The organism is uncultured Bacillus sp. (genome assembly GCF_958411575.1).
GTDB classification, from domain to species: Bacteria; Bacillota; Bacilli; order Bacillales; family Bacillaceae; genus Bacillus; species Bacillus spizizenii.
Genome location: NZ_CATYRA010000013.1, coordinates 49,046 through 63,511, shown reverse-complemented (window position 1 = coordinate 63,511; position 14,466 = coordinate 49,046). Strand labels below are relative to the sequence as shown.

The window sequence follows — 14,466 nt, the reverse complement described above, 5'->3', positions numbered from 1 at the left end:
AGAACCCTTGTGCCAATATGGCACAAGGGTTTTTTTATGTTACAATTAACAGGAATAGGAAAAAGATGTATTTTTGCTTCTGCCGAGACACAAATCAGGGGGAGGTATGTTGATGCTGGAACTCGTGTGAAAACAATCAATATCAAATCAATAGCAAAGAAAGGGAGTTAGACGTGCATAAAGAAATCAAAAACATATTTCATGAAGATCAGGTTTTGGCAGAGGCTGCGATGAAATACGGTTTCTCAAACAGCCAGGTGCGTTTTCTGGCTGATGCGGAAAACTATGTATATGAATGTATAAAAGACAATCAATCTTATATTTTAAAGATCACCCATACAATTCGGAGATCTTCTGATTATATTATGGGAGAAATGGAATGGCTCCGTCACCTTACGGAAGGCGGGCTATCAGTTGCCATACCGCTGCCGTCGCTGGGCGGAAAAGACGTTGAAGAAGTGCCGGATGGAAACGGCGGTTCATTTTTACTGAGAGTGTATGAGAAAGCGCCGGGGCAAAAAGTGGAAGAATCGGACTGGAATGAAACGCTATTTTATGAGCTTGGCAGATACACAGGCGAGATGCACAGCCTGACAAAAAGCTATCAACTGAGCAACCCTGCTTTTAAAAGACAGGAATGGGATGAAGAGGAGCAATTAAAGCTGAGAAAGTATGTGCCCGAAGATCAGACAAAGGTGTTTCAGCAAGCCGATTCTCTGATGAATGAACTGCGGCGGCTGCCAAAAAGCCGGGACAGCTACGGTTTGGTGCATGCGGATCTGCATCATGGCAATTTTCATTGGGATCATGGCAAAATCACAGCATTTGATTTTGATGATATCGGCTATAATTGGTTCATTAACGATATCAGCATTCTTCTCTACAATGTGCTGTGGTACCCGGTTGTGCCATATGAAGATAAAGCTGCGTTTACAGAAGAATTTATGACGCATTTCATGAAAGGGTACTGGGAGAAAAATGAACTTGATCCTGCATGGCTGAAAAGGATACCTGATTTCCTCCGCCTCCGCCATATGCTGATTTACGGACTGCTTCATCAGATGTTTGACCTTAACGCAATAGGAGAAGAGGAAAAAGAAATGCTCGCCGGCTTCAGAACAGATATAGAGAATGGCACACCGATCACAGCATTTGATTTTTCAGGACTGATGTAGATAGAAAAAGCCAATGGGGTTCTGTCCCATTGGCTTTTATAATGTATCGCACTTTACGCCGACTACGCCTTCAATGTCTTTAATGTCATAGTAGACATCGGTCGTGTACCTGTTTTTATGGACGCGGACCTTCACTTCCATGATTGGAAATTCCTTTTCGCCCAGGTCGTCGATCCGGACGGAGTGTGTTTTGATATCTCTTCTTTTCATTTCTTTTAAAATCTCTGTCATTTTGTCTTTATCAGAAAGCGACATTCTGATGCGGATGTCTTTTTCCTGAAGGCGGTCTGGACCGATTTTTCTGACCGCCCATGGGAGAAATTCCACGCTGATCAGGATGAACAGAAGACTGGCAAACGCTTCTTTATAAAATCCGGCCCCCGTTGCCAACCCAAGCCCTGCTGCCCCCCAGATCATAGCTGATGTCGTCAGGCCGGAAATGACATCGTTGCTTTTCCGCAAGATGACACCGGCTCCGATAAACCCGACGCCGGAGATAATTTGGGCCGGCAGACGCAGCGGATCCATCATGATGCGGTAGTATTTAGGGAAATGATATGCCGCATTAATACTGACGATCGTCAGCATGCATGAGCTGACGGCGATAACGATACAGGTTTTTAATCCGAGCGGCTTATTTTTTAATTCGCGCTCAAGCCCGATGACCATGCCAATCAAAGTGGCAATGCCCAGTTTTAATAATATATCAGGATCAATATACCAGCTCAACAGCAACTTCCCCCTTCTCTAAGGTGTTTTTAAATAAATATGATTTTCTCACAGTATTTATAGCAAAACAAGAGCACAAAAGCCACCAAGCGGTGCTTGATGGCTTATTGCTTACTTCTTGCGTTTTAACAGCTTTTCCATGACACCGAATAAACGGTAAGAGGCTTTTGCAGGACGTTTTGTGATCAAGCTTCCGATAATACCTGCAATCATACTTAGGAAAAATCCTGGAATCATTTCATAAATGCCTGTAGAGTCAGCTAAACCAGTTGTAATCCAAATTAATACTGTCGCAGCTCCCACAACCATGGCTGAAAGGGCGCCCCATTCAGTCATTCGTTTCCAATACAGGCTCAGTAGAATGGCAGGACCAAAAGCAGAACCGAATCCGGCCCACGCATAACCAACCAAATCAAGAATCGTGCTGCTTGGATTCAAGGACATCAGAATTGCAATGACCGCGATAATCAATACTGACAGCCGGCCGGCCATGACCAATTCTTTATCTGATGCTTCACGTCTGAAAAATGTCCGATATAAATCTTCTGTCATTGCGCTCGCTGTTACCAGAAGCTGAGAAGAGATCGAACTCATAATGGCTGCTAAAATAGCAGACAGCAAAAATCCTGTAATTAATGGATGGAACAATATTTTAGAAAAAATAATGAAAATCGTTTCAGGATCACTTACAGCAACTCCGAATTTATGTGCGTAAGCCACACCGACTAAACCCGTTACGGTTGAACCAAGAATAGAGATAATCATCCAGCTCATACCGATTCTGCGCGCTGGTTTTAAATCCTTGATATGCTTAATCGCCATAAAACGGACGATGATATGAGGCTGGCCGTAGTAGCCTAAGCCCCAGGCCAAATAAGAAATAATGCTAATGACGCTCGCGCCTTTAAAAATATCCAATAGCTTTGGGTCTACAGCTGTAATCTCATGTAAAGCAGGAGAAACGCCGCCCAGCTGGGTAAAAGCAACGATCGGCACAAGCACTAGTGCTGCAAACATGATCGCACCCTGTACAAAGTCAGTCAGACTGACAGCAAGGAAGCCGCCAAACAGTGTATATAACACGACAACGCCTGCAGTCAGCAGGAGTCCAAGTGTATAATCGGCTCCAAAAGCAGATTCAAATAATCTTCCGCCTGATACCATACCTGAAGAAGTATACAGTGTGAAAAAGATCATAATGATTAAAGCTGATACAATTTTCAGCACTGACGAAGAATGCTGGAATCGTTTATCAAAGAAATCGGGAATCGTAATCGCATCATCCGCCGCTTCCGTATACGCTCTAAGACGGGGAGCCAAAAGAAGATAGTTCGAATACGCGCCGATTGTCAAACCGAGTGCAAGCCATAGCGTCGACAAGCCTGTCGCAAACATGGCCCCTGGAATTCCCATCAGCATCCATCCGCTCATATCCGCCGCTCCGGCAGACAAAGCTGTGACAAACGGTCCGAGACCTCTTCCTCCAAGCATGTAATCGTTGATATCAGTTGTTTTCTTAAACGAGTACCAGCCGATTAACAGCATGGCAGTAAAATAAATTCCTAACGATATAATAATTTCAATACTCACATTTTACCCTCTCTTCAATTCTAATAATGTTGCATCACCTCTCAAATTGATGGTGCCAGTTAAGCTGCCTGGCGCAAGTGCAAACCCTAAAATCATTCATTTGCAGGTGCACTTGTTAACCTAACCTAACAAAGTATTCCCGGCCATTCAAGCGATGAAACCTAGATCACCAGCGGAAAATACTGTTGCAAACCTAGAAGGGAATAAAGAATAAAACGCTTTCAAAAAATAATAAAAGTAAAAATATTCAGAAAAATATTTCGTTTCTCCTTTGCCTCTTTTTAGTATAAAATATATAGGGTATTGTCTCGAAAACACAGGCCTATCCCAAGGCGTTTTGTTGCTTTAGAGGGCTTGTTTTTGATATGATCAGTATTATATGACTTAACGGAGAAATATGTGGAGGTGGATCATATGTCACGAATTTCAATAGAAGAAGTAAAGCACGTTGCGCACCTTGCAAGACTTGCGATTACTGAAGAAGAAGCAAAAATGTTCACTGAACAGCTTGACAGCATCATTTCATTTGCCGAGGAGCTTAATGAGGTCAACACAGATAATGTGGAGCCTACAACTCACGTGCTGAAAATGAAAAATGTCATGAGAGAAGATGAAGCGGGTAAAGGTCTTCCGGTTGAGGACGTTATGAAAAATGCGCCTGACCATAAAGACGGCTATATTCGTGTGCCATCAATTTTGGACTAAAGGAGGGACACAAGAATGTCATTATTTGATCATAAAATCACAGAATTAAAACAGCTCATACATAAAAAAGAGATTAAGATTTCTGATCTGGTTGATGAATCTTATAAACGCATCCAAGCGGTTGATGATAAGGTACAAGCCTTTTTGGCATTAGATGAAGAAAGAGCGCGCGCGTACGCGAAGGAGCTTGATGAGGCGGTTGATGGCCGTTCTGAGCACGGTCTTCTTTTTGGTATGCCAATCGGCGTAAAAGATAATATCGTAACAAAAGGGCTGCGCACAACTTGCTCCAGCAAAATTCTCGAAAACTTCGATCCGATCTACGATGCTACTGTTGTTCAGCGCCTTCAAGACGCTGAAGCGGTCACAATCGGGAAGTTAAACATGGACGAATTCGCCATGGGATCATCTACCGAAAACTCAGCTTACAAGCTGACGAAAAACCCTTGGAACTTAGGTACAGTTCCCGGCGGTTCAAGCGGCGGTTCAGCGGCTGCGGTTGCTGCGGGAGAAGTTCCGTTTTCTCTTGGATCTGACACAGGCGGTTCCATCCGTCAGCCAGCATCTTTCTGCGGCGTTGTCGGATTAAAGCCTACATACGGACGTGTATCCCGTTACGGGCTCGTCGCATTTGCGTCTTCATTAGACCAAATCGGGCCGATTACTCGTACGGTTGAGGACAACGCATTCTTGCTTCAAGCGATTTCCGGCGTAGACAAAATGGACTCCACGAGCGCAAATGTGGACGTGCCTGATTTTCTTTCTTCATTAACTGGCGACATCAAAGGAATGAAAATCGCGGTTCCGAAAGAATACCTTGGTGAAGGTGTCGGCAAAGAAGCGAGAGAATCTGTACTTGCCGCGCTGAAAGTTCTTGAAGGCCTCGGCGCTACATGGGAAGAAGTATCTCTTCCGCACAGCAAATACGCGCTTGCGACATATTACCTGCTGTCATCTTCTGAAGCGTCAGCCAACCTTGCACGCTTTGACGGCATCCGCTACGGCTACCGTACAGACAACGCGGACAACCTGATCGACCTTTACAAGCAAACGCGCGCTGAAGGTTTCGGAAATGAAGTGAAACGCCGCATCATGCTCGGAACGTTCGCTTTAAGCTCAGGCTACTACGATGCGTACTACAAAAAAGCGCAAAAAGTGCGTACTTTGATTAAGAAAGACTTCGAAGACGTATTTGAGAAATATGATGTTATTGTTGGACCGACTACACCGACACCTGCATTTAAAATCGGTGAAAACACGAAAGATCCGCTCACAATGTATGCAAACGATATCTTAACGATTCCGGTCAACCTTGCCGGCGTACCAGGAATCAGCGTGCCATGCGGATTAGCAGACGGACTTCCACTCGGCCTGCAAATCATCGGAAAACACTTTGATGAAAGCACTGTATACCGTGTTGCTCATGCATTTGAACAAGCGACAGACCATCATAAAGCAAAACCTGAACTGTAAGGGGTGAAAAAAATTGAACTTTGAAACGGTAATCGGACTTGAAGTCCACGTCGAATTAAAAACAAAATCAAAAATTTTCTCAAGCTCCCCAACGCCATTCGGCGCGGAAGCGAATACGCAGACAAGCGTCATTGACCTCGGATACCCGGGCGTCCTGCCTGTTCTGAACAAAGAAGCAGTTGAATTTGCAATGAAAGCCGCTATGGCACTCAACTGTGAGATCGCAACGGATACGAAGTTTGACCGCAAAAACTATTTCTATCCGGACAACCCGAAGGCGTATCAGATTTCTCAATTTGATAAGCCAATCGGCGAAAACGGCTGGATCGAAATTGAAGTCGGCGGAAAAACAAAGCGCATCGGAATCACACGTCTTCACCTTGAAGAAGATGCCGGAAAACTGACGCATACAGGCGACGGCTATTCTCTTGTTGACTTCAACCGCCAAGGAACGCCGCTTGTTGAGATCGTATCAGAGCCGGATATCCGCACGCCGGAAGAAGCGTACGCGTATCTTGAAAAGCTAAAGTCCATCATCCAATATACAGGTGTTTCTGACTGTAAAATGGAAGAAGGCTCACTTCGCTGTGACGCCAATATCTCTCTTCGTCCGATCGGCCAAGAGGAATTCGGCACAAAAACAGAATTGAAAAACTTGAACTCCTTTGCGTTTGTTCAAAAAGGCCTTGAGCACGAAGAAAAACGCCAGGAACAGGTTCTTCTCTCCGGCGGCGTCATCCAGCAGGAAACACGCCGTTACGACGAAGCAACGAAGAAAACCATTCTCATGCGTGTCAAAGAGGGATCTGACGACTACCGTTACTTCCCAGAGCCAGACCTTGTCGAGCTCTACATTGATGACGAATGGAAGGAACGCGTAAAAGCAAGCATTCCTGAGCTTCCGGATGAGCGCCGCAAGCGTTATATCGAAGAACTTGGATTGCCTGCATATGACGCGATGGTTCTGACGCTGACAAAAGAAATGGCTGATTTCTTCGAAGAAACCGTTCAAAAAGGCGCTGAAGCCAAACAAGCGTCCAACTGGCTGATGGGTGAAGTGTCAGCTTATCTGAATGCTGAGCAAAAAGAGCTTGCTGACGTTGCGCTGACACCTGAAGGCCTTGCCGGCATGATCAAATTGATTGAAAAAGGAACCATTTCTTCTAAGATCGCGAAGAAAGTGTTTAAGGAATTGATTGAAAAAGGCGGCGACGCTGAGAAGATTGTCAAAGAGAAAGGCCTTGTTCAGATTTCTGATGAAGGTGTGCTTCTGAAACTTGTCACAGAGGCGCTTGACAACAATCCTCAATCAATCGAAGACTTTAAAAACGGGAAAGACCGTGCGATCGGCTTCCTTGTCGGACAGATTATGAAAGCGTCCAAAGGACAAGCCAACCCGCCGATGGTTAACAAAATCCTGCTTGAAGAAATTAAAAAACGCTAAAAAAAGCAGCCCGCAGGGGCTGCTTTTTTTATGGTCAAATCGAGATGAAGACAGAGATCAGAGTCCGAAGCTTTTCAACTTCTTTGTCGGTGGTTCCGGTTAAATTGGACAGCATGCCTTTAATAATCGGCTTGCGCGGTTTATCCTGAGACAGTTCTTCCTCAATAACTTCCAGTGACACAGTGATATCCTCGGGCAGTGTGTTTTCTTTTACTTTCTGAATGTCCTCAAGCAGCTGGTCTTTCCCTGCAGGCATCGGTCTGAAAATGTCTTTTGGCACAATTGGATTGAGGGTTGAACGGCTCAGTCCCTGTACGAGGTCATCCAGTCTCTCGATGATAAAGGCTGAGATTTCTTCTGCATCGATATTGAGCTCTCCGTTAAATACCATCACATTCATATAGGAATGCACAATGCCTCTTGCCATGATGGAGAGGTCCGCGACGTACCGCTCGATTTCTTCGCCATAAGATGTCAGCAAGGCGTTCCGGTACAGTTTATCCGTTTCCGCTGTTATGTTGTAAAAGTATTGCTTGATTTCTTGATTCTCCGGAATGATATTTTCGTTAAGCAAAAGAACGATAAAATCTTTATGATCGCGAAAATCTTCAAACTGAGCGCCAATTTGTTTTTTCAGCACTTCCTTAGGCGGTTTTCCGGCGAGATCCTCTTCTATATTTTTCATTTTTTTCATAGACATGCCAATGTAATATTCACAGGCAGATAACAGCAGCGCTTCTTTCGATTTAAAGTGCAAATAAAAAGCGCCTTTGGAGATGCCACATTCACTGGCGATTTCCTGGATCGTCGTAGCTGCGAATCCTTTTTTCGCAAATAAATGAATGCTGGTTTTTATGATTCTCTCTTTTTTTTCATTCATGACGTGCTTCCCCTTAATCCTTGAAAAATTTAGTAAAATTTTCTGGTATATGAGTTGACGTTGTTGCGTTGTAACGTTTAGTATTATATAGAATGACCAGTCAGTCAATAAAAAATGTAATGGAGGATATGATGAATCACGTTATTAATTTCGTTCTGAAAAACAAATTCGCCGTATGGCTGATGACGATTATTGTAACAGCAGCCGGATTGTATGCGGGTATGAATATGAAGCAAGAATCCATTCCTGACGTCAATATGCCTTACTTGACGATCAGCACGACATATCCGGGCGCGACGCCAAGCCAAGTGGCTGATGAGGTGACCAAACCGGTTGAACAAGCGGTGCAGAATTTGGACGGGGTCAGTGTTGTGACTTCGACCTCCTATGAAAATGCATCGTCGGTCATGATTGAATATGACTATGAGAAAGATATGGATAAAGCTAAAACAGAAGCAGCTGAGGCATTAGAAAACGTCAGCCTGCCTGATGATGCGAAGGATCCGGAGATTTCACGCTACAGCTTGAACTCCTTCCCGATTCTAACGCTTAGCGTGTCCAGTGATAAAGACAATCTGCAAGAGCTGACGAAAAAAGTGGAGGACAGCCTCGTTCCTAAGCTTGAAGGCATAGAAGGCGTTGCTTCCGTCCAAGTATCGGGCCAGCAGGTGGAAGAGGTTGAATTCTCTTTCAAAGAAGACAAACTGAAAGAATATGGCCTTGATGAAGATACAGTCAAACAAGTGATTCAAGGTTCAGATGTGACAACCCCGCTTGGATTGTACACATTCGGAAATAAAGAAAAATCTGTCGTTGTAAGCGGCGATATTGAAACAATCAAAGATTTGAAGAATATGAGAATCCCGACGGCATCTGCTTCAAGTGCAGGCAGCAGCGCAGCATCTCAAGCGGCGGCGCAGAGTGCACAAGCAGCTCAGAGCGCGCAAGCGGCAGCACAGGCGCAACAAAGTGCAAGCACAGACGTGCCGACGGTCAAGCTTTCTGACATTGCCACAATGAAAGATGTGAAAAAAGCTGAATCTGTTTCACGCACAAATGGCAAAGATAGTATCGGCATTAACATCGTCAAAGCAAACGATGCAAACACAGTAGAGGTTGCTGACGATGTCAAAGCTGAGCTGAAGAAGTTTAAAGAAGACCATAAAGGCTTCGACTACAGCGCAACACTCGATATGGCAGAGCCGATCACACAGTCAGTTGAAACGATGTTAAGCAAAGCCATTTTCGGCGCTATTTTTGCGATTGTGATTATTCTCTTATTCTTAAGAGATATCAAATCAACATTAATTTCGATTATTTCTATTCCATTATCATTGCTGATCGCACTTCTTGTGCTGCAGCAGCTTGATATCACACTGAATATCATGACGCTCGGTGCGATGACTGTGGCCATAGGACGTGTGGTCGATGACTCTATCGTTGTGATTGAGAACATTTACCGCCGCATGAGACTCAAAGATGAGCCGCTCCGCGGAAAAATCTTGGTTCGTGAAGCGACGAAGGAAATGTTTAAACCGATCATGTCATCGACGATCGTGACAATCGCGGTATTCCTGCCGCTCGCACTTGTAGGCGGACAAATCGGTGAATTGTTTATTCCATTTGCCTTAACGATCGTATTTGCGCTTGCCGCATCCCTGTTGATTTCGATCACGCTTGTGCCGATGCTCGCGCACAGCCTGTTCAAAAAATCATTAACGGGCGGGCAGGTCAAAGCGAAAGAACACAAACCTGGCAGACTTGCAAACATCTATAAAAATGTATTGAACTGGGCGCTGAGCCACAAATGGATCACGTCTATCATCGCTGTTCTGATGCTCCTTGGAAGCTTGTTCCTCGTGCCGTTAATCGGTGCCAGCTACCTGCCGTCTGAGGAAGAGAAAACGATGCAGCTCACATACAGCCCAGAACCGGGTGAAACGAAAAAAGAAGCCGAAGCTGAAGCCGAAAAAGCGGAAAAGATCCTGCTTGACCGCAAGCATGTCGATACGGTTCAGTATTCATTAGGCTCTGGCAGCCCGCTTGCGGGGGGAGATTCAAACGGTGCGTTATTCTATATCAAATATGAAAGCGACACGCCTGACTTTGATAAAGAAAAAGACAACGTGCTGAAGAAAATCCAAGATCAGTCAAACCGCGGAGAATGGAAGTCGCAGGACTTCAGCGCTTCTGGCAACAACAATGAATTAACATACTATGTGTATGGCGATTCAGAAAGCGACATTAAAGACACGGTCAAAGACATTGAAAAAGTCATGAAAGATGAAAAGGATCTGAAAAATGTAAGCTCAGGCCTTTCCAGCACATATGATGAGTACACATTTGTCGCTGACCAAGAAAAATTAAGCAAACTAGGTTTAACAGCGTCTCAAATTTCTCAGGCCTTAATGACACAAACATCACAAGAACCGCTCACAACCGTGAAAAAAGACGGCAAAGAGCTTGATGTGAACATTAAGACAGAAAAAGACGAGTATAAGAGTGTGAAAGATTTAGAGAATAAAAAGATCACTTCTGCCACTGGCCAGGAAGTCAAAATCGGCGATGTTGCAAAAGTGAAAGAAGGATCAACATCAGATACGGTGTCAAAACGTGACGGAAAAGTCTATGCAGATGTCACAGGTGAAGTGACAACAGACAACGTTACAGCTGTATCAGCTGATGTCCAGAAGAAAATTGATAAGCTTGACCTTCCTGATAACGTATCAATTGATACAGGCGGCGTATCAGCAGATATCGCTGATTCCTTCACGAAGCTCGGTTTAGCGATGCTGGCCGCAATAGCGATCGTTTATCTCGTGCTCGTGATTACATTCGGCGGAGCACTGGCGCCATTTGCGATTCTGTTCTCATTGCCGTTCACAGTCATCGGTGCCCTGGTCGGACTTTATGTATCAGGTGAAACGATCAGTCTGAACGCAATGATCGGTATGCTCATGCTGATCGGTATCGTTGTTACGAATGCGATTGTCTTAATTGACCGCGTGATTCATAAGGAAGCGGAAGGACTGTCTACAAGAGAAGCGCTCCTAGAAGCCGGCTCTACACGACTCCGTCCGATCCTGATGACAGCCATCGCGACAATCGGCGCCTTGATTCCGTTAGCACTCGGCTTCGAAGGCGGAAGCCAGGTCATTTCAAAAGGACTCGGCGTCACGGTTATCGGCGGTTTAATCAGTTCAACGCTCCTGACACTCTTGATCGTGCCAATCGTATACGAAGTATTGGCGAAGTTCCGCAAGAAAAAACCGGGAACGGAAGAAGAGTAAAAAAAACAAAAAGCCTCAGCTCTGCTGAGGCTTTTGTGCGTTTTCACCTGTAAGATTATGTACATTTTGTTGCGATTTTTTTAACTCATAGTATAATTAAAGGTTGTTAGTGTAAAAATGGATCGGATACTCTTAAGTAGGATGATGAGATAATGAAACGTGCACGCATAATATACAATCCGACTTCAGGACGGGAGATCTTTAAAAAGCATCTTGCCCAGGTCCTGCAAAAATTTGAACAAGCCGGCTATGAAACCTCCACCCATGCTACGACATGCGCAGGAGACGCAACGCACGCCGCCAAGGAAGCGGCATTGCGTGAGTTTGACTTAATCGTTGCGGCAGGCGGGGACGGAACGATCAACGAGGTCGTTAACGGGCTTGCGCCTTTAGACAACCGTCCGACTCTCGGTGTCATTCCAGTCGGCACAACGAACGACTTCGCCAGAGCGCTCAATATTCCACGCGAGGATATTTTAAAAGCGGCAGATACGGTCATTAACGGCGTTGCCCGCCCGATTGATATCGGACAGGTGAACGGCCAGTATTTTATCAATATCGCCGGCGGAGGCCGCCTGACGGAGCTGACGTACGACGTGCCAAGCAAACTTAAAACGATGCTCGGCCAGCTTGCTTATTATTTAAAGGGAATGGAAATGCTGCCCTCACTTCGTCCGACAGAAGTCGAGATTGAATATGACGGCAAGCTGTTTCAAGGTGAAATCATGCTGTTTTTGGTCACGCTGACAAATTCCGTCGGCGGGTTCGAAAAACTCGCGCCGGATTCCAGCCTGAATGACGGCATGTTTGATTTGATGATACTAAAGAAAGCAAACCTTGCTGAATTTATCAGGGTCGCCACGATGGCGCTCCGCGGCGAACACATCAACGACCAGCACATTATTTATACAAAAGCGAACCGCGTGAAAGTCAATGTATCAGAAAAGATGCAGCTGAACCTGGACGGCGAGTACGGCGGCATGCTGCCGGGCGAATTCGTGAATCTGTACCGACATATTCACGTCGTCATGCCGAAGGAGAAAGCGGAACAGCTGGATGACTAAAACTTGGCTTGAATAGGCCAAGTTTTTCTTTCGCTTAAAACAAGAGGTGAACATAGATGAAAATGAAACCCCCAGTAGAAAAAAACGAATACTACGACGTGACATTTGAGGATTTGACCCACGAAGGAGCGGGCGTCGCAAAGGTCCAAGGCTTCCCGATCTTCGTGCCGAACGCCCTTCCGGAAGAAAAAGCCCAAATCAAAGTCACCCGTGTCAAAAAAGGGTTCGCCTTTGGCCGCCTGATCGAGCTGAAGGAAGAAAGCCCGCACAGAACCGACGCTCCATGCCCGATTTACAAGCAATGCGGAGGCTGCCAGCTTCAGCACATGACCTACGAAGGCCAGCTCTTGTTTAAACAGAAACAAGTCAAAGACGTCTTAGAACGGATCGGCAAGCTGGATCTGTCAAACGTCACCGTGCACCCGACACTCGGCATGGAAGACCCTTGGAACTACAGAAACAAAGCACAGGTGCCGGTAGGAGAACGAGAAGGCGGACTCGTCGCCGGATTCTATCAGCAAAGAAGCCATGACATCATCGACATGAGCGCCTGCCTGATCCAGCAATCTAAAAACGACGAAGCTGTCCAAGCTGTCAAAGACATTTGCGCAAACTACGGTGTCAAAGCCTACAACGAAGAACGCCACAAAGGCTGGCTCCGCCACATCATGGTCAGATACGGCGTCGTTACGGGTGAAATGATGATCGTCTTCATCACAAAAACAAACGACTTCCCGCACAAAGCGAAGATCATTGAAGATATCACAGCGCAATTCCCGCATGTGAAATCAATCGTGCAAAACATCAACCCAAATAAAACAAACGTGATCTTCGGCAACGATACAAATGTCATCTGGGGCGAAGAATACATCTACGACCTCATCGGAGACGTCAAATTCGCCATCTCCGCCAGATCGTTCTATCAGGTCAATCCGGAGCAAACCAAAGTGCTCTACGACAAAGCGCTTGAGTACGCGGAGCTGAAAGGAGAAGAAACCGTCATCGACGCTTACTGCGGCATCGGAACGATTTCTCTCTTCCTGGCAAAGCAGGCGAAAAAGGTGTACGGCGTTGAAATTGTGCCGGAAGCGATTGAAGATGCGAAGCGAAACGCAGAATTAAACGGTATCACAAACGCAGAGTTCGCGGTCGGGGAAGCGGAAACCGTGATTCCAAAATGGTATGAAGAAGGCATCACAGCAGATACGCTAGTCGTCGACCCGCCAAGAAAAGGCTGCGACGAAACCCTCCTGAGGACGATTGTGGAGATGAAACCGAAGCGGGTGGTGTATGTGTCCTGTAATCCTGGCACGCTTGCGAGAGACCTGCGGGTGCTTGAGGATGGCGGGTATACGACGCTCGAAGTGCAGCCTGTGGATATGTTTCCGCATACGAATCATGTGGAGTGTGTGGCTGTACTAAAATTAATTAAATAAGAAGCAGATGGGGTCGAGAATCGATAAAAAATTCTCGGACTTCATCTGCTTTTATTTCAATTGTCTCAAGAAAGCGGGAAGTATTTCTTGAGTTAATTCTTGAAAGTCCATAAAAGCATCTAACTGTTGTTTAATTTCAATGATATTGGTTTCAAGAGAAGACTTCTATTGCTCGGTTTTAGAATTGATAATGTCCGTCTGGTCATTGATATCGCTGAAACTCCATCATAATCTGCTTTGGATATTTTTTCGTCAATAAATAAACTGAGTGATTTCTTTTGTTTGAGCGATCTAATTCCTTCTCAAATTTTCTAATATGCTTTTCTGACTTCTTTTTCTGTTGATTAGATTGTTTTCAAGGATATGCAAAATTTCCTGATTGTCCAAATCGATGCTAGATGTCTTAAGTCATTGAGAATGACTTGTAGTGATCACAGCTGATTTCTAATATTAATAAATAAGAGTAGAAATAGACACTATTTCGCTCAGGATTTATGAAACAATGTGTCAATAGCTCAGCAATTTTATTTAGAAATGTAGTAATACAATTTGTATACATAAATTTTTCTCTATTATTCTTTAATAATCTAAATAGTTATTACAAAAGCCCCTTATATAAGCGGATTTTTTCAAAAAGTATAAATATTTGTAGCATTTGACTTCTCATCGAATATTGGGGT

General features: G+C 44.9%; 9 protein-coding genes and 1 pseudogene. 7 read left to right on the top strand and 3 right to left on the bottom strand.

From position 1 onward, the window contains the following. Positions 1 to 173: 173 nt before the first annotated feature. Positions 174 to 1,175 carry a phosphotransferase enzyme family protein gene (locus Q5C82_RS18140; protein ID WP_003219439.1) on the top strand — a complete coding sequence of 334 codons (1,002 nt, stop codon included), beginning with the start codon at positions 174 to 176 and terminating at the stop codon, positions 1,173 to 1,175. 36 nt (positions 1,176 to 1,211) lie between these two features. Here the strand turns inward: Q5C82_RS18140 and Q5C82_RS18135 are convergent, their stop codons facing one another. Together Q5C82_RS18135 and putP are read right to left on the bottom strand one after the other, a co-directional pair. After that, complete coding sequence (locus Q5C82_RS18135) at positions 1,212 to 1,910, bottom strand: MgtC/SapB family protein (protein ID WP_079996296.1); 699 nt, start codon at positions 1,908 to 1,910, stop codon at positions 1,212 to 1,214. Positions 1,911 to 2,015: 105 nt separating this feature from the next. Beyond that, the gene (putP, locus tag Q5C82_RS18130; protein ID WP_003219441.1) at positions 2,016 to 3,494 is read right to left on the bottom strand and encodes a sodium/proline symporter PutP; all 1,479 of its coding nucleotides are present in this window, start codon (positions 3,492 to 3,494) and stop codon (positions 2,016 to 2,018) included. 414 nt (positions 3,495 to 3,908) lie between these two features. Here putP and gatC point away from each other — a divergent pair, with 414 nt between their 5' ends. The 3 genes from gatC to gatB are packed head-to-tail and all read left to right on the top strand — an operon-like array spanning position 3,909 to position 7,116. Then, positions 3,909 to 4,199 (top strand): Asp-tRNA(Asn)/Glu-tRNA(Gln) amidotransferase subunit GatC, encoded by a 291-nt coding sequence (gatC, locus tag Q5C82_RS18125; RefSeq protein WP_003219442.1) that lies wholly within the window; start codon positions 3,909 to 3,911, stop codon positions 4,197 to 4,199. Positions 4,200 to 4,214: 15 nt separating this feature from the next. Continuing rightward, positions 4,215 to 5,672, top strand: coding sequence for an Asp-tRNA(Asn)/Glu-tRNA(Gln) amidotransferase subunit GatA (gene gatA, locus Q5C82_RS18120; RefSeq protein WP_003219443.1), 1,458 nt, complete (start codon positions 4,215 to 4,217; stop codon positions 5,670 to 5,672). Positions 5,673 to 5,685: 13 nt separating this feature from the next. Beyond that, positions 5,686 to 7,116, top strand: a complete 1,431-nt coding sequence (gene gatB, locus Q5C82_RS18115; protein WP_003219444.1) for an Asp-tRNA(Asn)/Glu-tRNA(Gln) amidotransferase subunit GatB — start codon at positions 5,686 to 5,688, stop codon at positions 7,114 to 7,116. A gap of 18 nt (positions 7,117 to 7,134) precedes the next feature. Here gatB and Q5C82_RS18110 read toward each other — a convergent pair. After that, a pseudogene (locus Q5C82_RS18110) lies at positions 7,135 to 7,996 on the bottom strand (TetR/AcrR family transcriptional regulator); the annotation flags it as partial. A 131-nt stretch (positions 7,997 to 8,127) separates the two neighbouring features. Here Q5C82_RS18110 and srfP point away from each other — a divergent pair. The 3 genes from srfP to rlmD all read left to right on the top strand — a co-directional run bounded on the left by srfP (position 8,128) and on the right by rlmD (position 13,786). After that, a complete protein-coding gene (srfP, locus tag Q5C82_RS18105) occupies positions 8,128 to 11,286 on the top strand; it encodes a surfactin resistance protein SrfP (RefSeq protein WP_003219446.1) in 3,159 nt (1,052 codons plus the stop codon). Between the two features lie 152 nt (positions 11,287 to 11,438). Next, a complete protein-coding gene (locus Q5C82_RS18100; protein ID WP_003219448.1) occupies positions 11,439 to 12,350 on the top strand; it encodes a diacylglycerol kinase in 912 nt (303 codons plus the stop codon). Positions 12,351 to 12,406: 56 nt separating this feature from the next. Next, on the top strand, positions 12,407 to 13,786 hold the full coding sequence (gene rlmD, locus Q5C82_RS18095) for a 23S rRNA (uracil(1939)-C(5))-methyltransferase RlmD (RefSeq protein WP_003219450.1): 1,380 nt from the start codon (positions 12,407 to 12,409) through the stop codon (positions 13,784 to 13,786). Positions 13,787 to 14,466 lie beyond the last annotated feature (680 nt).